Origin of the sequence: Candidatus Amarolinea aalborgensis (assembly GCF_900491745.1) — a bacterium.
GTDB lineage: Bacteria > Chloroflexota > Anaerolineae > SSC4 > Amarolineaceae > Amarolinea > Amarolinea aalborgensis.
Map to the genome: position 1 here is coordinate 193072 of NZ_UETR01000004.1, position 25456 is coordinate 218527.

At 62.8% G+C, this 25456-nt stretch carries 23 protein-coding genes and 1 pseudogene; 21 read left to right on the plus strand and 3 right to left on the minus strand.

Translation table 11 applies throughout. The annotated features are described in order from the left end of the window. From ACPQ6D_RS07360 to ACPQ6D_RS07430, 15 genes are all read left to right on the plus strand, one after another. Positions 1-1038 (plus strand): hypothetical protein, encoded by a 1038-nt coding sequence (locus ACPQ6D_RS07360; RefSeq protein WP_423223658.1) that lies wholly within the window; start codon positions 1-3, stop codon positions 1036-1038. 36 nt (positions 1039-1074) lie between these two features. After that, entirely contained in the window at positions 1075-1887 is an 813-nt protein-coding gene (locus ACPQ6D_RS07365) for a universal stress protein (protein WP_423223659.1), read from the plus strand. A gap of 148 nt (positions 1888-2035) precedes the next feature. Then, positions 2036-3967 (plus strand): DUF2207 family protein, encoded by a 1932-nt coding sequence (locus ACPQ6D_RS07370; protein WP_423223660.1) that lies wholly within the window; start codon positions 2036-2038, stop codon positions 3965-3967. A gap of 77 nt (positions 3968-4044) precedes the next feature. Then, positions 4045-4575 carry a TFIIB-type zinc ribbon-containing protein gene (locus ACPQ6D_RS07375; protein ID WP_423223661.1) on the plus strand — a complete coding sequence of 177 codons (531 nt, stop codon included), beginning with the start codon at positions 4045-4047 and terminating at the stop codon, positions 4573-4575. A gap of 23 nt (positions 4576-4598) precedes the next feature. Beyond that, complete coding sequence (locus ACPQ6D_RS07380) at positions 4599-5114, plus strand: hypothetical protein (protein WP_423223662.1); 516 nt, start codon at positions 4599-4601, stop codon at positions 5112-5114. A 43-nt stretch (positions 5115-5157) separates the two neighbouring features. Continuing rightward, on the plus strand, positions 5158-6216 hold the full coding sequence (locus tag ACPQ6D_RS07385; RefSeq protein ID WP_423223663.1) for an SPFH domain-containing protein: 1059 nt from the start codon (positions 5158-5160) through the stop codon (positions 6214-6216). Between the two features lie 244 nt (positions 6217-6460). Beyond that, positions 6461-8191, plus strand: a complete 1731-nt coding sequence (locus tag ACPQ6D_RS07390) for a peptide ABC transporter substrate-binding protein (RefSeq protein WP_423223664.1) — start codon at positions 6461-6463, stop codon at positions 8189-8191. A 342-nt stretch (positions 8192-8533) separates the two neighbouring features. Then, the gene (locus tag ACPQ6D_RS07395) at positions 8534-9469 is read left to right on the plus strand and encodes an ABC transporter permease (protein ID WP_423223665.1); all 936 of its coding nucleotides are present in this window, start codon (positions 8534-8536) and stop codon (positions 9467-9469) included. Continuing rightward, complete coding sequence (locus ACPQ6D_RS07400) at positions 9466-10365, plus strand: ABC transporter permease (protein ID WP_423223666.1); 900 nt, start codon at positions 9466-9468, stop codon at positions 10363-10365. Before ACPQ6D_RS07395 ends, ACPQ6D_RS07400 begins: the two co-directional genes overlap by 4 nt. A 29-nt stretch (positions 10366-10394) precedes the next feature. Next, positions 10395-11639: an amylo-alpha-1,6-glucosidase gene (locus ACPQ6D_RS07405; protein ID WP_423223667.1), complete on the plus strand. Its 1245-nt coding sequence runs from the start codon at positions 10395-10397 to the stop codon at positions 11637-11639. Positions 11640-11829: 190 nt separating this feature from the next. Further along, on the plus strand, positions 11830-14202 hold the full coding sequence (locus ACPQ6D_RS07410; protein WP_423223668.1) for a CHAT domain-containing protein: 2373 nt from the start codon (positions 11830-11832) through the stop codon (positions 14200-14202). Between the two features lie 117 nt (positions 14203-14319). Then, on the plus strand, positions 14320-14895 hold the full coding sequence (locus tag ACPQ6D_RS07415; RefSeq protein WP_423223669.1) for an HAD family hydrolase: 576 nt from the start codon (positions 14320-14322) through the stop codon (positions 14893-14895). Positions 14896-14943: 48 nt separating this feature from the next. Then, positions 14944-15237, plus strand: coding sequence for a nucleotidyltransferase family protein (locus tag ACPQ6D_RS07420; RefSeq protein ID WP_423223670.1), 294 nt, complete (start codon positions 14944-14946; stop codon positions 15235-15237). Further along, a complete protein-coding gene (locus ACPQ6D_RS07425) occupies positions 15234-15563 on the plus strand; it encodes a HepT-like ribonuclease domain-containing protein (RefSeq protein WP_423223671.1) in 330 nt (109 codons plus the stop codon). Before ACPQ6D_RS07420 ends, ACPQ6D_RS07425 begins: the two co-directional genes overlap by 4 nt. Positions 15564-15565: 2 nt before the next feature. After that, positions 15566-18355 carry a class I SAM-dependent DNA methyltransferase gene (locus ACPQ6D_RS07430; RefSeq protein ID WP_423223672.1) on the plus strand — a complete coding sequence of 930 codons (2790 nt, stop codon included), beginning with the start codon at positions 15566-15568 and terminating at the stop codon, positions 18353-18355. A gap of 33 nt (positions 18356-18388) precedes the next feature. On the opposite strand, the gene ACPQ6D_RS07435 is transcribed toward ACPQ6D_RS07430, so the two are convergent. Both ACPQ6D_RS07435 and ACPQ6D_RS07440 read right to left on the minus strand, forming a co-directional pair. Then, entirely contained in the window at positions 18389-18874 is a 486-nt protein-coding gene (locus tag ACPQ6D_RS07435) for a type II toxin-antitoxin system VapC family toxin (RefSeq protein ID WP_423223673.1), read from the minus strand. Between the two features lie 11 nt (positions 18875-18885). Then, positions 18886-19131, minus strand: coding sequence for an antitoxin AF2212-like protein (locus ACPQ6D_RS07440; protein ID WP_423223674.1), 246 nt, complete (start codon positions 19129-19131; stop codon positions 18886-18888). A 136-nt stretch (positions 19132-19267) separates the two neighbouring features. Between ACPQ6D_RS07440 and ACPQ6D_RS07445 the strand changes: the two are divergent. From ACPQ6D_RS07445 to ACPQ6D_RS07470, 6 genes and pseudogenes are all read left to right on the plus strand, one after another. Next, positions 19268-19522: pseudogene (locus ACPQ6D_RS07445) on the plus strand (hypothetical protein); the annotation flags it as partial. Between the two features lie 48 nt (positions 19523-19570). Then, positions 19571-19777, plus strand: a complete 207-nt coding sequence (locus tag ACPQ6D_RS07450; protein ID WP_423223675.1) for a hypothetical protein — start codon at positions 19571-19573, stop codon at positions 19775-19777. Beyond that, positions 19758-20018: a type II toxin-antitoxin system RelE family toxin gene (locus tag ACPQ6D_RS07455; protein WP_423223676.1), complete on the plus strand. Its 261-nt coding sequence runs from the start codon at positions 19758-19760 to the stop codon at positions 20016-20018. Before ACPQ6D_RS07450 ends, ACPQ6D_RS07455 begins: the two co-directional genes overlap by 20 nt. Positions 20019-20122: 104 nt before the next feature. After that, positions 20123-20554, plus strand: coding sequence for a helix-turn-helix domain-containing protein (locus ACPQ6D_RS07460; protein ID WP_423223677.1), 432 nt, complete (start codon positions 20123-20125; stop codon positions 20552-20554). After that, positions 20521-20985, plus strand: a complete 465-nt coding sequence (locus ACPQ6D_RS07465; protein ID WP_423223678.1) for a chromate resistance protein ChrB domain-containing protein — start codon at positions 20521-20523, stop codon at positions 20983-20985. Before ACPQ6D_RS07460 ends, ACPQ6D_RS07465 begins: the two co-directional genes overlap by 34 nt. After that, entirely contained in the window at positions 20966-22216 is a 1251-nt protein-coding gene (locus tag ACPQ6D_RS07470) for an MFS transporter (RefSeq protein WP_423223679.1), read from the plus strand. The genes ACPQ6D_RS07465 and ACPQ6D_RS07470 overlap by 20 nt, the downstream gene beginning before the upstream one ends. Positions 22217-22317: 101 nt before the next feature. On the opposite strand, the gene ACPQ6D_RS07475 is transcribed toward ACPQ6D_RS07470, so the two are convergent. Beyond that, positions 22318-25404, minus strand: coding sequence for a DNA polymerase III subunit alpha (locus tag ACPQ6D_RS07475; protein ID WP_423223680.1), 3087 nt, complete (start codon positions 25402-25404; stop codon positions 22318-22320). Positions 25405-25456 lie beyond the last annotated feature (52 nt).

Below are 25456 nucleotides of genomic sequence, written 5' to 3' on the forward strand. Positions count from 1 at the left end.
TTGCTCAATCGAATCAAGAAAGTCCTGATTGCTGTGGCTGGTGTGGCGGTTTTCATCCTCGCGCTGGAACTCCTCAAGAGCGGGGCGCGTGAACTGCAGCCGCTGTTCAAAACGTTGGCGGTTGACTCGATGACCAACACGTTGGGCATGGGTTGGCTCATGGCCTACATGGTCTTGAGCGGCTCGCCCGTAGCCGCGGTGTCCCTCACGTTGTACAGCCAACACCTGATTTCCGATGTCCAGTCTTTTGCCATGATTACCGGCTCGCGACTTGGCGCATCGTTCATCGTATTGTTGGTTGGTTTCGTGTCGTACTTGCGCGGACGGCAGCGCGTCGCCAGCATTTCGATTGGGGTGCTGGCCCTGCTGACCACGGCGACGATCTACCTGCCCGCCATGGGGATGGGGTATCTCATTCTGACCAATGGCTGGTTCGACAACGTGCGTTTTGGGGCGCCCACGGTGTTGGCCTCGTTCATTGACATCGTCTATGACCCCATTGTGCACCGGCTGGCGGCGCTGCTCCCTGGCTGGCTTGTGTTTGTCGCTGGACTGCTGATCCTGCTCACGGCATTCAACATCTTCGACCGGGCGCTGCCGGAGATTTCATCGGAGAGCGGCAGTTTCCAGCGCGTGTCTGACCTGGTCTATCGGCCGTGGGTGATGTTCGTCATCGGCATGGCCGTCACCGCAGTGACGCTTTCGGTCTCGGTGTCGTTGACCATCCTGGTGCCTTTGTCTGTGCGGGGCTACGTCCGGCGTGAAAACCTGATGCCCTATGTGATGGGGGCTAATATCACGACGTTCATTGACACGCTGTTTGCGGCGCTGCTGCTCAACACGCCGCGCGCCTTTACGATTGTCTTTACCGAAATGACGAGCGTCGCCCTGTTGTCCCTCCTGGTTCTGGTCATCAACTACAACGGCTACCGCCGCGGCGTCGAGTGGTGCCTGGAATGGATCATGCGCGACAATCGGCGCCTCGGCGTCTTTTTGGCGGTCATTTTTGTCGTCCCCCTGATTTTGTTGTTGGTCTGAGCAAGTCCTCCCTACGGTGGAGTTAGGCAGTCGAGAATGCAAATCTTGTTGTATGTAGATGGTTCGAATAATAGTCAGTGGGCGCTGCACGTGGCGTTGACGCTCATCCGCCATTTTGACACCCAGCTGACCCTCATGATTCCCGATGCGGGCGCGGATGCAGATCCCGCCTGGTTGACCGCCGCGCGCGAGCAGTTGACGGCGGCCACGGCGGGCGATTTGCGCGAAGTCTCACAGCCGGGGACGGCGGAGGAAGCCATTCTGGCCGAATTAGCTGCGCATACGTATGATCTGGTTCTGTTGGCGCCGGCCGGCCGCCGCGGCCTGAGCCGGTTACTGCACGGTTCACGCGTGGCCCAAGTGGTGCGCCAAAGCAACACCTCCGTGCTGGTGGCGCGCGCGCCGTTGACCGAAATCCGCCGCATGCTGGTCAGCGTGGGCGGCACGCGCCAAAGCCTGGAGATGGTCGAAATCGCAGCGCAGTGGGCGCAGGCTCTGGGCGCCAGGGCCACGCTGCTGCACGTCGTTTCCCAATTGCCGCTCTTCTTCCAAGGTCTGACCGCAGAAGAAGGTCACCACACCTCCGATGAATTGCTGGCGATCGAGCCAGAGTCGCGCGCCGTGTTGCAGGAAGCCGTTGACATGCTGCAGCGGGTTGGGGTTTTTGACCAACTGCTGCTGCGCGAGGGCCTGGTCGAGGAGCGTGTGCTGGGGACATTGGAGACGGAAGGGACCGACCTGCTGGTGCTCGGTGCGAACGCGGCGTCAGGCGTCAACCGCCTGCTGCTCGACGATCTGTGCGAGCGGCTGGTGCAGAAGAGCACGGTCACGACCCTGGTTGTGCGTTAGCCATTTTCTGGACGAAGTGCGTTGGGAAAATTCCAACATTTGCGTTATAATCTGGCTGATCTGCAGCGTCATCTGTCGCCGCCCCGTTGTGCGGGCGGTCTACCATAGTCGAGATAAGTCGAGATACCGCAGCTAGGATGGAGGGTTCATGCGTTCCAGCACATTCAGAGCAGCAGCCGTTTTGCTGCTTCTCATTCTGTTGGCGACGGCGGCGCCCTTGTTTGCACAGGAGAGCAAGCAGCTCTACTGGCAGCGATGGGATGCCGATGTAGCCATTAACACGGACGGTTCGTTTGCTGTAACCGAAACTCAGGAGATTGTGTTTACATCCGGCTCGTTTCGTTTTGGCACACGCAATATCAAAACCGATCGCCTGCGCGATATTACCAATGTGCAGGTCACGGCTGACGGCCAGGCGTTGCGCCGGGCATCCAGCGGCGAGACGCCGGGCACCTTTGTGGTGACGTCCAACGCCAGTGGCGATTTTGTCATAAAGTGGTTCTTTCCCACGTCGGTTTCTGATAGTCGCCATGTCTACACCCTGACCTATGTGGTAGACGGCGCTCTGCGCTACTACGACGGCGGCGATCAGTTCTGGTGGAGCATCGTTGGCCCTGAACGCAGCTTTCCTGTGCGCTCGTCCACGGTCACAGTCCGCGTGCCGGCGCCTGCCACCATTGCCACCTATGACAACTACGGCGTGCGCGGCACGGCCACGCAGCTCGACGCCCAAACCGTGAAGTTCGAATCGAGCGAAGTGATCAATGCCGGCGAACAGATCGAAGTGCGCGTGCAGTTCACGCACGGCGTGGTGGCTGGCAGCCCCGCATCCTGGCAGTCGCAGGCTGATGCGGACGCGGCGGCCGCGGAGGCGCAGGCCGCGTATGATCGTCAGGTGCGACCGCTGCTCAACACCGGCCTGCTGGCGTTGGGCCTGCTGATCTTGATCGGCGGGCCGCTGCTGGTCTACCTGCTGTGGTATCAGCGGGGGCGTGATCTGCCGGTGGCGCTGCCAACCGATTACCTGGCCGAACCGCCCGATGCCGCATTGCCGCCCGGCATCGCGGGCACGTTGGTGGATGAAAGCGCAGACTTGCAGGACGTGATTGCAACCCTGATTGACCTGGCGCGGCGCAAGGTGTTGACCATTCGCGAGGAGAAAGACAAAGACTTCACCTATACGTTGGTGGGACAGTCTGACACGCTGCGGCCATATGAACGAACGCTGGTGGACCGCCTGTTCTCGCAAGGCAAGACAGAGCGCCGGCTCTCCGAGTTGAAAGAAAAATTCTACACGACGATTCCTAAGATCAAGTCACAGTTGTACGACGAAGTGGTGCGCGAGGGCTTCTTCGAGCGCAGCCCGGAACGGACCCGCAATGCCTATGGCGCTGGGGGTTTGGCCTTGCTCGTCTTGACAGGCATCCTGGGCTTCTGCGGTCTGCCTTTGGTCATTGACCGGGCGGAGGCAGCCTGGTTCCCTGTCTTTGGCCTGGGCGTCACGTCGCTGCTCTTCATGTCCATTGCTCGCTTCATGCCGCGCAAGACCGACAAGGGCGCGGAGGCTGCGGCGCGCTGGCGTGCGTTCAAACGCTATCTGCAGGACATCGAGAAGTATACGAACCTGGAAGAGAGCAAGGCGATTTTTGAGTCCTACCTGCCCTTTGCCGTGGCTTTCGGCATTGACCGGACCTGGATCAACAAGTTTGCTCGGGTGGATGCACCTGCGCCGACCTGGTGGGTGCCCTATCCAAGCTACGGTTCAGGCCCTTACTACGGACGCGGGTCAACGACCGCCGGCGGGAGCACCGTCAATCTGCCCGGCGGCGGCCATGTCAGCGCCGAAGGTCGCCCGGCGCCAACGCTCAGCGACATGTCGCGCGGCCTCGGCGGCGGTCTCAGTTCCATGAGCGCAGGCCTGGGCACCATGCTGTCGTCCTCGGCTGCCACGTTGACCAGCCGGCCAGCGCCGCAGCCTTCGTCCAGCTCCGGTTGGAGCGGCGGCGGCGGTTGGAGCGGCGGCGGCGGCGGTGGTGGGGGCGGCGGCGGCGGCGGCGGTGGGGGCGGCGGCTTCGGTTGATCGCAGACGCGGGCCAGCTGCAGGGATTTGAACGCAGGCTGGCTCAATAGATCTATCGGCTTTCAAAGGAGGCTTTCATGGTTGGTTCTGGCCGCGTGGTGGGCATCATTCTCATAGTGATCGGAATTTTGGCCTGCCTGATTGGCAGCGCCACAGCAATCACTTCGGTGCAGTCCGCCGGTGAGCGGGGCAATGTGGGCGGCATGGTGCTGGGGATTGCCTTCAGTGCGCTGCCGGCCCTGCTCTTTGTGGGCGTTGGCGGCTACCTCTTCGTGCGCGGGCGCGCCGAGGCCACGCAAATGGCAGAGGTGGCGAAGCAAAAGAAGATTCTCAATATCGTCATGACGCGGGGCAAAGCGACCATTTCAGACATTGTCTTGGAAATGGGCACCAACACCGAGCAGGTCAAGGCGTGGATCTATGACCTGGTGGGCAAAGGCTTGTTTAGCGGCTATGTCAACTGGAACGATGGCATTCTTTATTCCAAACAGGCGTCGCAGATGCGCGAGGGGGGCAAATGCCCCAACTGCGGCGGCCAACTGGAACTGACCGGCAAGGGCGTCATCAGCTGCCCGTTCTGCGGCAGCGAGATTTTCCTTGCGCAATAGCATGAGCGAGAAAGGACAAAACGATGGATCTGATAGAAAAGGCAAAAGCGGCGCAGGGCGCGCTGGAGCGAACTTTCGCCGGTTTGCCCGGCATCAAGGGGTACAAGGAGAAGGAACTGCGGCGTGAAGCCGACAAGACCGTGCGCGAGTTGTTGGCGCGTGACCTGGACGAACAGCGCAAGCGGCTGCAGAAGCTGCAGGTTGACCTGTTGAGCGCTGGCGGGTTGCAGTGGGTGGATGACGTAGAGCGTGCAGTCAACAAGCTGCAGACGCTGGTGGATCGCATCAAGACCGCCAGCTATGGCTATGCTCCGCTCTTCGACGATGTCAAGGTCAAGGAGCCTCAACTCGAGGCGTTGGCGCAGTTCGACCAACAGATGGTGGACCGGGTAGGCGCTTTGCAGGCCCAGGTGGACGCGTTGGCCGCCGCCGTCAAGGCGCGTGAAGGGATTGGCGACGCAGCCGGCGCGTTGACCGACCACCTCGACATGCTCAATACGGTTTGGGGACACCGCCAAGAGGCGATTCTGAACAGCTGAGTTTGCCTCTCCAGGCAAGCACATAGATACGCAGGAGGAACAGATGGCACGAATTATTGATGTGATTGAGGCCCCCAATCAAGGGCCAACTGAAATGGTGGTGCGTGTGCCGCCGTCCGGCTCTGGCGATTTCCAGATCGGCTCGCAGGTGATTGTGCGCGAGAGTCAGACGGCCGTCTTTTTCCGCGACGGCAAGGCGCTGGATACGTTTGGCGCAGGCCGCCACGCGATTACCACGGCCAACATTCCGCTTATCACGAACCTCTTGGAGCGCATTTTTGCCAGCGGCAAGAATGTCTTTACCGCCGAAGTCTTTTTTGTCAACATGCGCGAGTTCTTGGAGCAGAAGTGGGGCACGCCCGAACCCATTACCCTGCGTGACAAGGACCTCGGCATGGTGCGCCTGCGCGCGTTCGGCAACTACTCCATGCAGATTAGCGATCCGCAGTTGTTCGTCACCAAGATCGTTGGCACGCAGGGGCTGTATCAGACCGCGCAAATTGACGCCTATCTACGCGGGGTCATCATCAGCCGTATGACCGATGTGCTCGGCTCGTCCGGCGTCAGCTTCCTCGACCTGCCTGCCATGTTCGATGAGCTGAGCGCAGGGATCAAGGCCAAGCTGGCTGATGACTTTGCTGCCGTGGGCATCGCGCTCAAGCAGATGTTCATTCAGTCGGTCAGCCCGACCGAGGACACGCAGAAGGCGATTGACGAGCGCGCTTCGATGGGCGCCATTGGCAACATGCAAGCCTACATGCAGTTCAAGGCCGCGCGCGCGCTGGGCGATGCGGCGCAGGCCGGCGGCGAAGGCAGTCTGGCTGGCGCAGGCCTCGGCCTCGGCGCAGGTGTGGGCCTGGGCGGCGTGATGGCGCAGGCCCTCACGCAGGCCATGGCGGCCGGCCAACAGCCGGCAACCGCCGCCCCAACCGCGGCGCCGGCGACGCCCGATATCATGACCACAGCCGAAGCTGCGGCCTACCTCAAGGTGTCTGAAGCCGATGTCATTGCGCTGATTGAAGCGGGCGATCTCAAGGCGCGCAAGATCGGCTCCCAGTATCGCATCGGTAAGGCCGTGCTCGACGAATTCGTCAAAGGCTAACAAGTCCTTTCCCCTGGCGTGTGCGATTCAGACACGGAGATGACAGGCCGTCGCCGGTGCTGTGGTCTCCGTGTCTTTGATTATCACGGGTGTGGATGTAGCGCAAGCCGCCGGCTTGCCCCCGTGGCGCAGGGCGCTGCAATCCGGCAGCTTGCGCTACAGGGCTATCTTCACGCCAGCGGCGAACCGATACCAAGCCATGCCCCCAGTTGTGTCTTTGCTCATCAAGGGAGGAAGTCATTCTATGTTGCGGCGATTTGGGATCGTAGTGTTGTGCACAGCCGCGCTGGCGCTGCTCCTGGCCGCCTGCGGCGCGACGCCGACGCCGGTCACGGTGATTGAAAAAGAAACAGTCGTTGTCAAAGAAACGGTTGAGGTGGTCAAGGAGGTCACGAAAGAAGTGGTCGTGACCCCAACGCCGGCTCCCAGCGCAGGCATGAAGCCGCAGATCTTACGTTGGTCTATCGAGGGCATCAACGAATTGACTTCGATTGACCCGCCAAAGGCCAGCGATTCGCAAGGCATCCTGGCGGTGAATATGATCTTCGCCGGCCTCGTGCGCCTGGATGGTGAATTGAACGTGACGCCGGACGGCGCCGTCCAGTGGACGGTGGCGCCCGATGGCCTGACTTACACCTTTGCCCTGCGCCCCGGCCTGGCCTTCAGCGATGGTACGCCGGTCACGGCCGATGACGTCGTCTTTTCACTCACGCGTGCGCTCAACCCTGCCACCGGCGGCTGGACCGGCCCATTCTATCTGAGCAATATCGTCGGCTCTGATGATGTCACCAGCGGCGCCAGCACAACCCTGGCCGGCGTGCGGGCGGTGGATGCCTCGACGGTTGAGATCAAAATCAAGCAGCCGTCCGCGTATTTCCTCAAGCAATTGACCTTTGCCGGCGGCTTCATTGTGCCCAAGGTCAAGGTGATGGCGAATCCAGCCAATTGGACTGACAGCCCCACCGGCACCGGGCCGTTCAGGCTCAAGGAGTGGAAACATAACCAGGGCTTGGTTCTGGAGCCAAATCCCTATTATTGGAATGGCCCTATTCAGGTCACGGAATTGCAGATGCCCTTCTTCCAGGACAGCGAGACCGCCTTCCAGCTCTATCGCACCAATGGTCTGGACATCATGGGCAGTCAGCAGAACGGCGTGCCCGCGGCGCGCCTGGCCGAGGTCAAAGACCTGCCGGACTTTCGCACGGCATCTTCGTTTGCCGTGCGCTTCGTCGGTTTCAACAACAAGCTGCCTCCCTTCGACAACGTAAAGGTGCGCCAGGCCTTTGCGCGTGCAGTGGATAAGCAGGCGCTCGCCAACAAGGTGCTGGACGGCAGCGTCCGTCCAACCGATCGCATCCTGCCGGCTGGCCTGCCCGGCTCTGAATTGCCCATCAAAGGGTTGACTTTCGACCCCGCGGCGGCCAAGAAACTGCTGGCGGACGCAGGTTTCGCCAATGGCAAAGGCTTGCCGCCCATCGCTTTCACCTACGGCGTGGAAGGGGACAATGAGCGCATGGTGACGTTCCTGCAGGAACAGTGGAAGCAGAACCTGGGCGTCGAAGTTACCCTGGAACCGCTCGAACTGGCGACTTTCAGCGAACGCCTCAATACCACCTATCAACACCCTGAGCAGGGCATTCAGATGTTCTTCAGCATCTGGGGCGCGGATTACCCTGATCCGCAGAACTTCATCTCGCAGCAGCTGCGCACCGACGTGGGCAACAACAACGGCCATTGGTCGAATGCGGCCTTCGACAAGTTGGTGGATGAAGCGGATGTTATCGTGGGGGACGACGCCAAGCGCATGTCGCTCTACAACCAGGCCGAGCAAATCGCGGTGGATGAAGTGGGCTGGCTGCCGCTCTTCAACCCGACGCTCAACGTGCTGATGCGACCGTACGTTTCGGGCTTTGTTTTCAACGGCCAGGGCATCACCGTGCCTGACTGGTCAGCCGTGCGCGGCAAGGCGCAGTAACCTGCGCACCCGTAATCTGGACTGGACGGGCCAAAACCCGATTGCTCACGCCAAGATGCGGAGAACGCCAAGAAAAAAACCGTAACCGTTCACGATGTTCGGGAGTAGGACGCAGATGAACGCAGATAGACGCAGATTTGACCAAAGAAGGGCCTCAACGCAGCGCATGCTGCAACAGTCGTCCCCGCGGCTGCCTCTGCTGCCCAGCAAAATCGCCAAATCTGCGTGCGTAGCCAGCGCTGATCTGCGTCCTGACGATCCCTCTGAACGCTTATGAAGAACCTTTGCGGCTTTGCCTGAGAATGGCCTGCTTCTGGCCCAAGAAGTCAACTGATTGGTTTTATGACACCTATCATCCTGCGGCGCGTGCTGAGCTTAGCGTTTGTGCTTTTCAGCATCACCTTGCTGACGTTTATCATCGGCTACCTTGCGCCGGGCGACCCCATCCTGGTGATGATGGGGTCGCGCCGCGATCCGGTTCTGTACGAGCGGCTGCTGCACCAATACGGACTTGACCTGCCGTGGTGGCAGCAGTATCTGCACTACATTGGTGGACTGCTGCACGGCGACCTGGGCCTTTCCTATAAATTCCAGGGGCGCCCCGTGCTCGATCTGCTGCGCCGCGGCCTGCCCATTTCGATGTCGTTGGGCGGCGTTGCGCTCTTGCTGAGCCTGGTCATCGGCATTCCGGCCGGGGTGCTGGCTGCGCTGCGCCAGAATTCCTGGCTCGATCGCGGTCTGCTGGCGCTGATGTTGGCCCTGTACGCGATTCCGAGCTTTGTGCTCATTCCCATCCTGCGCATCGCCGACGCCTGGCTCTACCGCGCCGGCCTGCCCTACCTGCCGGTGGCCGGCTGGGGAACCCCCGCGCATTGGGTGCTGCCCGTGATCGTGCTGGCCGCCAGCACCACCGGTTACCTGGCGCGGCTCACGCGCGCCGCCATGTTGGAGGTGCTGCGACAGGACTACATGCGCACCGCGGCCGCGAAAGGGCTGTTCCCACGCCAGATCATCTGGCGCCATGCTTTTCGCAACGCGCTGCTGCCGATCGTCACCGTGCTTGGCCCCTCGCTGGCGTTCCTGGTCACCGGCGCGTTCGTCGTCGAGAATCTCTTTGCGGTGCCCGGCATCGGTTTCCTCGCCATTCAGGCCATCGGCCAGCGTGACTATCCGGTGCTGCAAGGCACAACCGTGCTGCTGGCGTCGGCCGTGGTCTTCATGAACCTGGTGACCGACCTGGCCTACCTGTTCCTTGATCCGCGGATTCGAATGACGTGAGCAGCCTAACGACCGCGGCCCTGGCCGCAGGCGACCGCAGCCGCAGCTTGCCGGCGCGCTTTGCCGCCAACCACCTGGCTCTGCTGTGCCTGGCGGTCATCATCCTGCTGGCGCTGACCGCTGCCGTGGGTCCCGGGCTGTGGCCGGCCAGCGCCACCGACCAGGACTACGACGCGATCAATGCCTGGCCATCGGTCGCGCATCCGCTGGGCACAGATAACCTGGGGCGCGACACCCTGGCGCGACTCTTGCGCGGCCTGCGCGTTTCACTGCTGGTGGCCGTGTATGTGGAGACCCTCAACATCGCGCTCGGCGCCAGCTTGGGGCTGATGGCTGGTTATTTTGGCGGCTGGCTCGACCAATTGCTCAGCCGGCTGGCAGATATGCTCTTTGCCTTTCCGGGTCTGCTCCTGGCGATCCTGGTGGCGGGGGTGTTCGGGCCGGCGGTCACGCAAACTTTTGGCGGCATTGGGCGCCTGCTCCTGGTGGCCGGTGCGTTGAGCCTGGTGAGTTGGCCGCTCATGGCGCGCATGGTGCGCAGCATCACCCTGGCGCTGCGCGAACGTGAGTTCATCGAGGCGGCGCGCGCCGTGGGCGCAAACGATGCCACGATCCTCTGGCGCCATCTGCTCCCCAATGTCATGGGTATGGTCATCGTCAGCGCCACGCTCGACGTGGCGGGCGTGGTGGTCAATGAAGCGGTGCTCAGTCTCTTGGGCCTGGGCGTGCAGCCGCCCGCGCCGAGCATCGGCGGCATGATCGTGCAGTCCATCCCGTTTCTGGAGACAAACTGGCCGCAGGCCTTTTTCCCCAGCCTGGCGTTGATGATCATGGTGCTCAGTTTCTCCTTCGCTGGCGATGGGCTGCGCGATGCGTTCGATCCGAAGTCAGGCTGAAGGTTCTAAAGGGGGAAGCCGTGAATCTCATGGACGAGGCTCGTGAACGGGCCGTTGAGGTGCTGCAGCGCTGCAGTACGCCGATCGGTTTCAAAGCATCGGGGCTGGCCCGCGGCTACCCGCACGTGTGGGCGCGCGACAGCATGATCACCGCCCTCGGCGCGGCGTGGGCCGAGCCATCGCTCTTCCTGGCGCCCTTCCGCGCCTCGCTCGATACCCTGGGCGCGTATCAGTCGGCGTTGGGCCTCATTCCCCTCAACGTGGACGTCGCGAGCCAGACTGTCTCCACCGAAAACGCAGGCGCGGTGGATGCCAACCTGTGGTACATCCTGGGCCACTACTACCACTGGCTGCTCACGCACGATGACGCCTACCTGCGCGCCGCGTTTCCCCATCTGCAGCGCGCGCTGCTTTGGCTGCGCTACCAGGACATGAACGAATGCGGCCTGCTCGAAGTGCCCGAGGCCGGCGATTGGATGGATTTGCTCTCCGTCCGCTATAATGTCCTGTATGACAACGCTCTGTACGTGGCTTGCCTGGTCGCGTTTGTGCGCATGGCTGCGGCCTGCAACGCGGACGCCGACGGGGCCGCCATCTGGGCCGATGGGGTGGGCGAACGGCTGAACCTGCTGCTGTGGGTCAACCGCTGCTGGGAACCGGAGCATTGGGCCGAACAGCTGGCGCGGCTCAAGGCGATGCGCCTGGAATGGTATATGCTTTATCACAACGTAGGCACCATCTCCAGCCGACCATTTTACCTGCCCTGGGTGGCTTTCCGTGAGTTCGGCGACTACTGTGATGTCCTGGGCAATACGCTGGCGATTCTCACCGGCGTGGCGGACAGCGAGCGGCGAGAGATCATTCTGCGCCATCTGTACCAGGTGGGCGCGGGCAGCCCTTATCCGAGCAAGGCCATTCATCCCGTGATCTATCCGGGCCAGGCTGAGTGGCGCGAATACTATCGCAGCCGCAACCTCAACCTGCCGCACCAGTATCACAACGGCGGCATCTGGCCTTTCATCGGTGGGTTTCACGTGGCCGCGCTGGTGCGCCAGGGGTGGCTCGACGATGCCGAGCGGCTGCTGCACGACCTGGCGGCCGCCAACCGTCGCGGCGCGTATGAGCCGTGGGAATTCAACGAATGGCTGCACGGGCAGACCGGCAACCCGATGGGGTATCCATTCCAAGCCTGGTCGGCCGGCATGTACTTATACGCGTACGAGGCGCTCCGGCAGCGGCGCCTGCCCTTATTCGACGACTTGATCCAATCGTGATGACAGCTGCTCAGGCATCCTGCGCCGATGACGGCCGCCGAATGAATTCGGGCCGCAAGGGCGTTCCGCCACCAGGTCGGCCTACGCCGACCGGCACTGCGTCCACGTAGGTGGATGCCCGGCGGTACACCCATCAGGTGCGATTTCAATCGCTTGCAACGGCGCACCGCTGACTCGAACGAGGCATGACATGGCAAACCTGCAGTTATCGCCTGATCTGCGCGACACGCTGGCGCGCGGCAGCCTGGCCGTCTTTTGGGGCGGCGACCTGCCGCAGGCGCTGACTGGGCTCCCCAGCCGGCTGGACCTGGCGCAGCGCCTGGCTGCGCACATCAATTATAGGGGCCGCGATCAATCCCTGGAGGCGGTCGCGCAGGCTCAGGTGAGCCGCCAATCCGGTTATGTCCGCGAGTTGAATCAGTTCATCCTCCAAGAACTGGGCGAACAGCGCCGCCAACCGCAGGCGGTGCACCGCCTGGCCGCACGACTGCCGGTCAGCGAGTACATCGTCACCGCGTACGATGGCTTGCTTGAAGATGCGATGCATGGCGTCCGGCCGTACAATTATCCGGTCGTTGTCAATGCCAGCGTCGGCAACTTGGACCTGCTCAATCCCAATCTGCCAACCCTGATTTGGCTGTATGGCCGCGTACGTGAACAGCAGAGCCTGGTGGTGACGCGCGACGCCCATCTGCGCCTGGTAAACGATCCAGCCAACGCCGGCGTGCTCAACCACGTGCGCGACGTGATGCGCGTCAAAACCCTGCTCTTCATCGGCTACGACCTGTCGGACGTTGATTTTGAGCTGCTGTACACCTCCGTCCTGACCGCGGCCGGGCCGCTGGCGCGGCGGGCTTTTGCCGTGCAGCCGGGCCTGGATCCCGACCAGCGCCTGACCTGGCAGCAGCGCAATGTCGAGCTGATTGACGCCGACCCACTGGCCGTGCTCAGCAGCCTGCTCAACCTGCCCATTCCCGATCTCCCATCTCCAGCCCCCGATCTCCGGTCTCCGGTCCCCGACGTTACGCCCATTCCACCCACGGAGGTGAAACCAGCCATGCCCACACTGCCCAGTTCTGCGGCCCTGAACAAACTGTTGCGCCAGTTGACTGCGGACGACATTGATACCATCCTGCTGGAGCCGGACTTTCAAAATGTGCGCGACAGCGCCGGACCGACCTTGAACAACCTGCGCCTCAAGTTGATCGAATATGCCGAGAAGCGGCTCAAAGTGCCTGTGCTCCTCGAATTGATCTATGGCATCAACGCGGACGCCTACCTCCAAATCATGGGCGCGCCCCCTGAAGGACAGCCCCCCGCCCCAAACACGTCTTCGACGCCGGGCGGTGCGGAGTCGAGAGGTTCGACCCCAGGACAAATAGCATCCACCCCTTCGCCGTCGGCCCGCCGCCTCATCACCTACCACAACTTCGAGGTGCGCATTCGCAGCGGCGCCGCGACCGGCCAGTACAGCGTGGAAACCACGAGCGACCTGGGCGGCCAGGCTGACGCCACCGTCGCTTTTGATCCGGCTGATGTGGACTTCACGCGGCTGCTTAACCGCTTCGGCGTCCTGCGCGGCTTTACCGCCGATGAACCTGCCGACGCGTCCGCCACGCGCACGCCAGGGCCAGTGCGCTCCAGCCTGCCGCCGGCCGAGAAAGATTTGGCTCAGCTCGGCTACCGCTTGCAGCAGCTGGCCTTTCCGCCCGCTGTCTACAACCGCCTGCTGACTGCGCAGAGCAAACTGGGCGAGAATGACAGCCTGCGCATCCGCCTGCGCCTTGATCCACCCGAGTTGGCGGTGCTGCCCTGGGAACTGCTGACCGACGCCGCGCCAGGTCCGGGCGTGATCACCGATTTCTGGGGCTTGAACCAAAAAATGTCGCTCGTGCGCTTCCCCGCGGTCGCCAAGACGACCGCGCCCGTGGCTTCGCCCACACCGCTGCGCATCCTGCTGGCCGTGGCCGGGCCGAGCGATCAGCGCGCCCTGCAGACGGCCGACGAGATTGCGCGCGTGCGCGCCGCGCTGGCGCCGCTGGGCAGCCACATCGAGCTGGTGGAGTTGGATCACGTGATGGCGGTTGACCTGCTGCCGCGCCTGCGCGAGACGTTTCATATTCTACATTTTATCGGGCACGGCACGTTCGACCAGGCCAGCAGCACCGGCCAGCTCATCCTGGAAGATGAAAACCACAAGAGCGACCCCCTCGACGCTAGGTCCTTGGGCCAGCTGCTCAACGGCAGCACCATTCGCCTGGTGTTCCTCAACGCCTGCGAGACCGCACAAACCGCCAGCCGCACAGACGCCTACGGCGTGGCCGATGTCCTGGTCAAGGCGGGAGTGCCGGCTGTGGTTGCCATGCAAACGGCCGTGCGCGATGATTACGCGATTCTGTTTGCGCAGCAGTTCTACCGCGGCGTGACGCAGGGCCTGATGCTCGATGACTGCGTCGTGAATGGCCGCTGGGCGGTCCGGCTGAAAGCCGGCTCCGGCAGCTTCGATTGGGCCATTCCGGTGCTCACCACGCGCGTCTCCGACGGACGTTTGTTCAAGCCGTAGGTCACCCCTCCGGCGTGACGACGCTCGCGGCCGCAGAGGTTGCTTCTCTCGTCCAACGTCGTCCGGCCAGGAAGCCGGACCTACGGGAACTGAAGCATGATTGAAGGAGAAAACTAAATGCCATTACCAACGCGCGCCGAGGCCTGGGCGCTGGTGTGCGAATGGGTGCAGGCGGACAGCCTGCGCAAGCATATGCTGGCTGTGGAAGCCGGGCTGCGCGCCTATGCGCGCAAATACGGCGAGGACGAGGCGTTGTGGGGCGTCACCGGCCTGGTGCATGACCTGGACTTCGAGCGTTTTCCCAACATGGATGACCTGGTGGATGGGCATCCGCGTACGGAGTTGCGATTGTTTCGCGCCCTGGACTGGCCGCCGGAGCTGATCCACGCTGTGGAAGCGCACGCCACCTACCTGGGCGTCCCGTCCGTCAGCCGCCTGGACAAAGCCCTCCTGGCCGTGGATGAGCTGACCGGTCTGATCATGGCCGTGGGCTATGTGCGTCCGAGCAAGAGCCTGGCCGATGTCGAGGTCAGGTCGGTCAAGAAGAAGTGGAAAGACAAAGCCTTCACCGCGGCCATCAACCGCCAGGAGATCGAGCACTACACCGCCGCGTTGGGCGAACCGCTGGATGAGCACATCCAGACCGTGCTGACCGCGCTGCAGGGCATTGCCGCAGACCTGGGGTTGGGCTGAAAGGTCATGGCAGTTGCACGAAGCGACAGGATACGTATAATCACAGTGATGGACACTCAACACAACCTGCTCCAAAACCGGCGCAATGAAATTTTGCGCCTGGCCGCCATCTACGGCGCGCGCAACATCCGTATCTTTGGTTCGGTGGCCCGCGGCGACGCGCGCCTTGACAGCGACATAGACTTTCTCGTTGACATGGAGCCTGGGCGCAGCTTGTTCGACCTCGGCGGATTACTGGTCGCCTTGCAAGCTGCGCTTGGCGTCGAAGTGGACGTGGTGACCGAGAAAGGACTACGACCGCGGATCCGGGAACAGGTGTTACGTGAGGCCGTGCCCCTATGAGAAGTGACCGGGAACGACTGCTGGACATCCTGGAAGCCATTGAAAAGATCGCTCGCTACTCTGCCCGCGATATCGATGCTTTTGCCGATGATGAGAGGCAGCAGGTTTGGGTCATTCATCATCTACAAATCATCGGCGAGGCAGCCTACGGGTTGTCTCAGCGGTTCAGAGCCGAGCATCCCGAAATCTCGTGGGGAGCAATCATCGGTATGCGCCACGTGCTGGCGCACGGTTACTTCGAGATTGACCTGGATATCGTGTGGGCTGCCGTTCAGCATGACCTGCCACCGTTGCGAGATGCCATCGCAGCCATCCTCGCCCAATGAAGATGGCGACGTTGACCCCACATGCCTTCGTGGCCAAGTGGCGCAAGGTCACGCTCAAGGAGAGCGCGGCCACGAAGGAGCATTTCCTTGACCTGTGCAGCCTGCTGGGGCATCCCACACCCGCCGCGGCCGACGCCGAGGGCACACACTTCACCTTCGAGTACGGCGCGGCCAAGCTGGGCGGCGGCCAGGGCTTTGCCGATGTCTTCAAACGCGGCTTCTTCGGCTGGGAGTACAAGGGCAAGCACGCCAACCTGGACAGGGCCTACTTGCAGCTCCTGCAGTACCGCGCCGCGCTGCACAACCCGCCGCTGCTCGTGGTCAGCGACATCGAGACCATCGTCATCCACCCCAACTTCGTCAACCGCGCCAACACGCCCACGACCCTGACCCTGGACGACCTGCTGACGCCGGCCGGCCTGGAGCGGCTGCGCGCGGTCTTCTATCACCCGACTTTCTTCGAGACGGCCGAGACGCCGGAGATGGTCACGCGGCGCGTGGCGGAGGAGTTCGCGCGCCTGGCCGATCTGCTGCGTGCGGACGGCCATGAACCGCTGGCGATTGCGCATTTCCTGATCCGCCTGCTCTTCTGCCTCTTCGCTGAGGACGTGGGGCTGCTGCCGGAGGGGCTCTTTGGTCGGCTGGTCACGCGCACGCGCGCGCAGCCGGCCGCGTTCGCCGGCCAGTTGAGCCAGCTCTTCGCGGCGATGACGAGCGGCGGCTGGTTTGGCGCAGAGCCGATTCCGCATGTTAACGGCGGCCTCTTCGACAACGCCGCGGTCTTGCCGCTGAGCGCGGAGGGGCTGGACGTGCTGGCCCGCGTCGCCGGCGCGGACTGGTCGGCGATTGACGCCACGATCTTCGGCACGCTGTTCGAGCGCGGGCTGGATCCGGCCAAGCGCAGCCAGCTCGGCGCGCACTACACCAGCCGCGAGGACATCCTGCTGATCGTAGAGCCGGTGCTGATGGCGCCGCTGCGCCGGCGGTGGGCCAGCGTGCAGGCGCAGGCGCAGGGGCTGGCCGCCCAGCGCGATCAGGCCAAAGGGCCAAAGCGCGCCGGTCTGCAGCGCAAGCTGCAAGACCTGCTGCTGGACTTTGCGACCGAGCTGGCGCGCGTCAGCGTGCTGGACCCCGCGGCCGGCAGCGGTAATTTCCTCTACCTGGCGCTGCTGTCGCTGCTCGACCTGTGGAAGGCGGTGTACGACCGGATGCTGGCGCTGGGGTTGACGCCGGTGTCGCCGCTGGAGGGCATTGCGCCGTCGCCGGGGCAGCTCTACGGCATCGAGATCAACCCGTATGCGCACGAGCTGGCGCAGGCCACGATCTGGATCGGCTACATCCAATGGCTGCGCAGCAACGGCTTCGGCGCGCCGCCGGAACCGATCCTCAAGCCGATCCAAACCGTGCGCCGCATGGACGCTATCCTGGCCTACGATGCGGCCGGGCAGCCGGTGGAGCCGGCGTGGCCGCAGGCCGATGTGATCATCGGCAACCCGCCGTTTTTGGGCGGCGGCAAAATCCGCAGCGAGTTGGGCGACGCGTACACCCAGGACCTGTTCAAGCTCTATGGCGATCGCCTGCCCAACTTCAGCGACCTGGTGTGCTACTGGTTCGAGAAGGCGCGGGCCATGATCGAAACTGGCAGAGCCAAGCGCGCCGGCCTGCTGGCGACGCAGGGTATTCGGGGTGGAGCCAATCGCACGGTGCTGGAGCGAATCAAACAGACAGGCGACATCTTCTGGGCGCAGTCGGACCGGGACTGGGTTCTCGACGGCGCGACCGTTCATGTCTCAATGGTCGGTTTCGACAATGGCCATGAGCAGATTCGAGTGCTTGACGGTCAAGCTGTTGAGATGATTAACTCTGACCTGACCAAAGGCGTTGATCTGACGACGGCACGCTTGCTTAGCGAGAACCGAAATATCTCATTTGTTGGCCCATCTCCCAAAGCCCCGTTTGATATTGAGTTTGACGAGGCTCAAACACTCCTGGCAAGGCCAATCAATGTCAACGGGCGCCCGAACTCTGACATCGTTCGCCCGGTGGTCAGCGCCATTGATCTTGTTCAGAACGGCCGCCATAAGTGGACAATTGATTTTGGCATGATGGACATTGACGAGGCATCTCAGTACGAAGCGCCGTTCGAGTTTGTGCGACAACACATCTTGCCGGTCCGGGCTTCGCGCCGGGATGACTATCGCGGCCAGTGGTGGCAGTATGCGAGACCACGCCCAGAAATGCGTACCGCTCTTAAAGGCAAGGTGCGGTTCATTGCCACCCCACGTGTCTCGAAACATCGGGTCTTCGTCTGGCTCAGTGAAACCATCTTGGCAAATGACGGTACGGTTGTTTTTGCGGCTGACAGCGACTATGTGTTTGGAGTGCTTCACTCTCGACTTCACGAACTCTGGGCGCGTCGCATGGGCACGCAATTACGTGAGGCCGAAAGCGGTTTCCGCTACACCCCCACTACCTGCTTCGAGACTTTTCCCTTCCCGTGGCCGCCGGGGCAGGAGCCGGGGGACGATGGCCGCGTGCAGGCGATTGCCGCGGCGGCGCAGGAGCTGGTGCGTCTGCGCGACGCGTGGCTCAATCCGCCCGGCGCCAGCGAGGCCGAGTTGAAAAAGCGCACGCTGACCAACCTGTACAACCAGCGGCCCACCTGGCTGGACCAGGCGCACAAGCGGCTGGATGCGGCCGTGTTGGCGGCCTACGGCTGGCCCGCGGACCTCGACGATGAGCAAATTCTGGCGCGGCTGCTGGCGCTGAACCTGGCGCGGCGTGGGGGATGACACCCGCCGCGTGGTAGTGGTAGGGCAAGCGAGTCAGTGAGGACGCCACACCTGGATACCTGGTACTCGTTTGAAGTCTTCATCGTTTGTCGCCAGGTGTCGAATGCGTTGTTTCTCCATGAAGGCCACGATAAGGGAGTCATTGGCCATCAAGCCGTACTCTTGGCGCACCAAGCGGCTGGCGTGTACGTGCACGTAAGTGATTGGTTCGATGCTTACACCCAACCGATAGATGACGCTGGCGATAGTGCTATGTCGTGTTAGCCCCTTGACGACATCCGGATGCGTTTTCAGATACTGGACGAGCGGCAGGCCTCGCAAGTCGCTCTGTTCAGATGCTTCCTGCAGGATGGCTCGGTGAGTTACTTCCATGGCGACGACAACCGATGTCATCGCCTCGACCTCGCCGCGAGCGGTGCGTTGGAAAAAGGCAGCACAGGCTTGCGCCAACGCGTCTTTGCCGGTCCAGTAATACGTGAAGAGGTTGGCGTCAACGAAGACTTTGGCGCCAGCGGGCAAGTCCTTTAGCCTCACAGTGTCTCGCTCTCATCATATAAACTGGCTTCCTCTGCCAACCAGCGGCGGAACGTTTGATCCTGAAGGCTCCAGGCGCCCATCATGTCCGCGACGAAACGTGCCGTTTCATCTGGCGAAAACTTCTCAGTTGCCAGGATATCATCGCTAACCAGATAAAGCTGAACTTCCTGATGCTCTACCAGGCCCACTGGCTTCTGCAGGGGACGGAAGATGCCGCTCTCATAGACAGCCGGAATCACGTTTGTTGATATCATCATGCTCACCCACTTTCAAGGTGCCATGATTTTACCATCTTGCACTCGTTGTGGCAATCGCTCATGTCATCCTGCCTATCTGGCGCAAGAAGGTGTGGTGGTCGCCGCTTGCCAACACAGCGACGCGTGGCTCGATCCGCCGGGCGCCTCTGAGGCGAAGTTGAAGAAGCGCACGCTGACCAACCTGTACAATGCGCGGCCCACGTGGCTGGATCAAGCACACAAGCGGCTGGATGCGGCCGTGCTGGCGGCCTACGGCTGGCCGGCGGACCTCGACGACGAGAACATCCTGGCGCGGCTGCTGGCGTTAAACCTGGCGCGCGCAGGCGTTGGCCCACAGTTAGAGGCAATTGGCAACACGGCCTTGATCGGTTAAAATAGGACGGACGATAGTGATAGCACACCTACCGCGAGAAAAATACCTATGCTGAGCTTAAAAGAGCTGCGAGTCCAATACATCACCGATCACGCCGGCGCAAAAAATGCGGTCATCCTGCCACTCGACACGTTCAACGCCCTGCTGGAAGACCTTGAGGACCTGGCGGTTGCCGCCGAGCGCCGTGACGAGGCGGCCATTTCCCACGAGCAGTTGCTCGAAGAACTGAAAGCAGATGGCCTCCTACCGGATTGAGTGGAAAAGATCGGCAGTCAAGGAACTCAAACGTCTGCCCGCGGACGTGATTTCGCGCGTGTTGCAGGCAGTCGAAGGTCTAGCGTCCAATGCGGTTCCTGCTGGCGCAGTCAAACTACGGGGAACCGAGCATACATTTCGTCTTCGAGTTGGGGATTATCGGATTGTCTACATCGTTGAACAGGCCATCTTGCGCATCGAGATCGTGCGCGTAAGACACCGCAGCGAAGTCTACCGGTGATCGCTTGGCAAAGTCCATGATGACCGCGGGTATGTGTACGTTCGATATGTTGGTATGCATCGTGAGTACGACAGCATTGATGCTGAGAGAATTTGAGATCAACCATGACGCTAAAACCAATTCGGAATGACGAGGACTACCGGGCAGCGCTGCAAGAGATCGAGCAGCTTTGGGACGCTGAGCCAGGCACGCCGGAAAGTGACACGCTCGATATCTTGGTGACACTGGTCGAGGCTTACGAAAGGGATCGTTACGACTTGCCGGCTCCTGATCCTATCGCCGCGCTGGAGTATTTCATGGAAAGCCGCGGCTGGACGCGCAAGCAGCTAGAGCCGTATATCGGCAGTCGAGGGCGTGTTTCAGAAGTTCTGAGCCGCAAGCGGTCTTTGACGCTGCCAATGATTCGGCGCTTGGAACAGGCCACGGGCATTCCCGGCTCGATTCTGATCCAGCCTTATCCAACTGAACAGGACTATCCCGGATTGATGAGGAGATCACACGTATGTATTGGATCACACGTGCGCGCGTCAAAGTAGACCGCGTGGCCTGTCCCTGGTTGATTAGGAAGTTCGTTGACCCGGACGCCGCGTTTTTCTTCGTCCCCGCCGACCAGGTCATGGCCGAGGCTGCGCGTCTGGACGCGATTCCCTTCGACGTCAAGAGGGTCGAACTGGGCCATCACGGCCAGGCATGTTCGTTCGAGGCGATCCTGGACAAGTACGACCTCACCGGCAACCCGGCCCTGGTGTTGCTGGGTAAGATTGTCAACGGCGCGGATACCGACAACTCACGGTGGAACCAACCTGAGGGGCCCAGCCTGCAGGCCATGGCCGAGGGCTTTCGCCACCTGGGCTACGCGGACGATCACGCTATCAACGCCGCGCAGTGGATCGTGTACGATGCGCTGTATGCTTACTGCCAGGAGATGGTGAAGCAAGGCCGGCCCGATGGCGCGTTCAAGGATTGACGTCGGGCTGCTCTTTGCCACGCGCATCACGCGCCTGTTTGCCTATGGCGCGCTGTCGGTCGTCCTGGCGCTCTACCTGGCCGCGATCGGCCTGGACGAGGGACGCATCGGTTTGCTGTTCACGCTGACGCTGGCCGGCGATGCCGCGGTCACCCTGGCCATCACCACCACGGCCGATCGCTTGGGCCGGCGGCGCAGCTTGATGCTGGGCGCTGCGCTCATGGCGCTGGCTGGCGCGGCCTTCCTGTTGACCCGGCAGCCTACCCTGCTGCTGCTGGCCGCTATCATCGGGGTCATCAGCCCCAGCGGGAACGAAATCGGTCCGTTTCTGGCGGTCGAACAGGCGGGGTTGGCGCAGATTCTGCCGGGCGCGCGGCGCACGCAGGTCTTTGCCTGGTACAACCTGGTCGGCTCGCTCGCGACGGCCGCCGGCGCGTTGGGCGGCGGGCTGCTCGTGCAGGCGCTGCAAAGCGGCGGACACTCCGCCGTGAACGCGTACCAGGCGGTCCTGCTGGGCTATGCTCTGTGCGGCCTGCTGCTGATCGCCTGGTTTTTCAACCTGTCGCCGGCCGTCGAGTCTCCCTCCATGGCCGAGATCGTGCCGGTGAGCCGCCGCTTTGGCCTGCATCGTTCAGGCCCCATCGTCCTGCAGCTGAGCGCCCTCTTTGCCCTGGATGCCTTTGCCGGCGGTTTTGTGATTCAGAGCATTGTCGCCTATTGGTTCTACACTCGTTTCGGCTTAAGCCCCGCCGCGCTGGGCGCGATCTTCTTTGCCGCCAACATCCTGGCTGGCGTTTCCGCGCTGCTGGCCGCACGGCTTGCGGCCCGTTTTGGACTGATCAACACGATGGTGATGACGCATCTGCCCTCGAACGTGCTGCTCTGCCTGGTGCCGCTGATGCCGACGCTGCCGCTTTCCATCGCCGTGCTGCTCCTGCGCTTCAGCATCTCGCAGATGGATGTGCCAGCGCGCCAGAGCTACACGATGGCCGTGGTCAGCCCCGATGAGCGCTCGGCCGCTTCCGGCGTGACCGCGATCGCCCGCTCTGTGGGTGCATCCATTTCGCCGTGGCTCAGCGGACTGCTGCTCGCCGGCGGCTATTTTGCCGCGCCCTTTCTGCTCGCCGGCGGTTTGAAGATCGCCTACGACTTGCTCCTCTATCGCAGTTTTCGTACGTTCAAGCCGCCGGAAGAGGCGGCTTTCGACCGACCGGCCGAACCGCCGCATTGACGCAGTCAACGCAGCAGGTGACTTCTTCATGAGCTTTGCGCCAGACGGCGGTCGCAGAGCAGCGGCGGCAAGGCATGAACGATGGGGCGTTGGCCCCCGGCTCACAGCGCGGTCACCGTCTGCGCCATGACGTGAATGGCGCCCCCTTCCTTTTGCACCACCCCTTCCACCAACACAAACAGCCGACGCGTCGCCTCGCGGCAGCGGGCGTAGACGTCAGGCGCCAGGATGACGTTGACGATGCCATCGGGGTCTTCGACAGCCAGGAAGCAGAACCCCTTGGACGTGGGTGGATGCTGGCGCGCGACCAGGATGCCGCCGATGGTGACGCGCTGGCCGTGCTTGAGGCGCGGCAGTTCGCCGATGGGCCGCGCGCCGGCGCGGGTGAACGCGTCACGGCGTACGCTGCTCAGGTGCCCTTCCAGGCTGACGCCGCTGAAAGCGAACGCGGTGGTCAGCCGTGTCTCGCGCGGCATAGCCGGCAGCTTGACCTGCTCGTCCGCGCGGCGCAGGGGCAGCGGCGCCTGCTGCGGACGCCGCGCCAGGTGATAGGCTTCGGCCAGGTCCCACAGCACCTGGCGCCGTTCGCCCAGGTAATCGAGCGCGCCGGCCAGCGTTAACGCCTCTACGTGGCGCCGGTCGAGCCTGGTGCGCTGCACCAGGTCGGCCAGGCCAGCGAATGGACGCCGGCGCCGCTCATCTTCGATGACTTCCACCTGTTCGGCGCCAAAGCCGTGTACATCCAGCAGCCCTAAGCGAATCGCGCCGTTTTCCACCTGCGCCGCGGCCTGCGAAAACCGCAGGTCAACCGGCAGGAAGCGGACGCCTGCGCGCTGGGCATCGGCCACCACCACATGCTTGGGGTAGAAGCCCATAGGCTGGTGCCGCAGCAGCCCGGCAAAGAAAGCGACCGGATGATAGCAGCGCAGCCAGGCCGACCAGTAGGTGATGACAGCAAAGGCCGCGGCGTGGGCTTTGGAAAAGGAGTAGCCGCCAAAGGCCTTGAGCTGCGCAAAAATCTGCGCGGCCGCGCTGCGCGCCACCCCTTGCGCCTGCGCGCCGCCGATGAACTGCTCCCGGAACGACTCGATGGCCTCCTCGGCGCGCTTGTGTCCCAGGGCGCGGCGCAGCAGCTCGCCTGCGCCAGGCGTGAACCCGGCCACATCCCGCGCCACCTTGAGCACCTGTTCCTGGAATAGGATGACGCCCAGGGTTTCGGCCAACGCGGGCTGCAGCCGTGGGTGGAGGTAATGCACCGGCTCTTCGCCGCGCCGCCGCCGCAGGTAAGGATGCACCATGTTGGCCTGCACCGGGCCAGGGCGGATGAGCGCAATCTCGATGGTCAGATCGGCAAAGCTGCGCGGCTGGAAGCGTGGAATGAGCGACGCCTGCGCGCGGCTCTCCACCTGGAAAACGCCGATGGTTTCGCCGCGGCAGAGCATGTCGTAGACCTGCGGGTCGTCGAAGCGCAGGGCGGGCAGGTCCGGGCGCGGGCTGCCCTGCTGCGCAATCAGGTCGCAGGCATCGGCAATGGCCGAGAGCATACGCAGCGCCAGCACATCGAGCTTGATCCACCCCTGCATTTCCAACGCGTCCTTGTCCCACTGCACTACTGTGCGATCTTCCATCGTCGCCGGTTCGATGGGAATTTGCGCGGCCAGCGGCAGGCCGCTTAGGATCATGCCGCCGTTGTGAATGCCCAGGTGCCGCGGGAAACCATCCAGGGCTGCAGCCAGGTCGAGCAGTTGACGGGCGCGTGGCGCCAGCGGTTGGCTCGCAGGCGCATCGCCTGGCTCTGAGGCGGCGACCGGCCAGCGGTAATCTACGCTGGCGCCAACCTGGGCGATCATCTCTGGGCTGAAACCGAGCGCCATGCCCACGTCGCGCAGGGCCTGGCGCAGGCCGAAGGTGACGACCGTGCACGCCATCGCGGTGTGCTCGTGACCGTAACGCTGGTAGAGATACTGAATCACCTCCTCGCGGCGCGCGGCGTCGAAGTCCAGGTCAATGTCGGGCGCGGTGAGACGTTCGCGCGACAGGAAGCGTTCGAAGACCAAGCCGGCCGTCAAGGGATCAATCGGCGTGATGTCCAGCAGGTAGGCCACAAGCGAATTGGCCGCGCTGCCCCGTCCCTGGCACAGGATGCCCTGGCGCCGGGCAAAACGCACCAGGTCCCAGACACTGAGAAAGTATGCGGCCAGCCCTTGCTCCGCGATGATCTCCAACTCGCGCTCCAGCGTGGCCTGGTAGGCGCGGCGTGGATGTGGGGCTTTGCGCGGCAGGGCTTCTTCACACAGGCGGCGCAGGAAGGCGATCGCGGGCATGTGGGCGGGGAGCAGCAGCTGGGGAAGCGTTTGGGGGCCGTGGGGCAGCCGCGCCTGGCAGCGTTCGGCAATCTCTACGGTCGCGCGCAGAGCCTCCGGCCAGGCGGCAAAGAGCGCGGTCATCTCGGCTGGCGTGCGGAAGGTGTACTCGGTGTTAGGGCGCAGGAGGTCGCCGGCCTGTTCCAGGGGCACGCGGTGGCGAATGCAAGTCAGGATGTCGTGCAGCCGCGCCTGCGCGGGCGTCAGGTAATGGACATTGCCGGTGGCAACCAGCGGCAGGCCCAGCATCTCCCCCAGCCAGGCCAGCCCGTGGTTCAGACGGCGATCCCCGCGCTCATGGTGGCGCTGCAGTTCCAGGAAGAAGTGATCGCGGCCAAAGATAGCCGCAAAGCGTTCGGCGGCGTGGCGTGCATGACGGGCATCGCGGGCCAGCAGCGCGCGGGCAATTTCGCTCTTGCGACAGCCGGAGAGCGCGATCAGGCCCTGCGCATGATCGGTCAACAAGCGCCAGGGGAGCGCGGCCACGCCTTTGGTCTGCTCACGTCGCGCCAGGGTGATGAGTTGACTCAGGTTCGCATAGCCAAGATCGTTTTCCGCCAGCAGGGTGAGGTGGCCGCCGCCGTTGACCAGGGTCAACTCAACCCCCAGGATCGGCTTGATGCCGGCCTGGCTGGCAGCCTGCACAAAGCGGGGCGCGCCGTAGAGCGCATCGTGGTCGGTCAAGGCCAGCGCGGGCAGGCCCAGGCTGGCCGCATGCTGCACCAACTGCTCCGGCGTGGGTACGCCATCCAGCAGGGAGTAGTAGGAATGGGCATGCAGCTCGACATAATTTGGGGGTAGAGACTGGCTGTTCAGATGATTCAAACTCCCCGGCCTCACCTCATCCCCCGGCCCCTTCTCCTCTCCGCACAGCGGA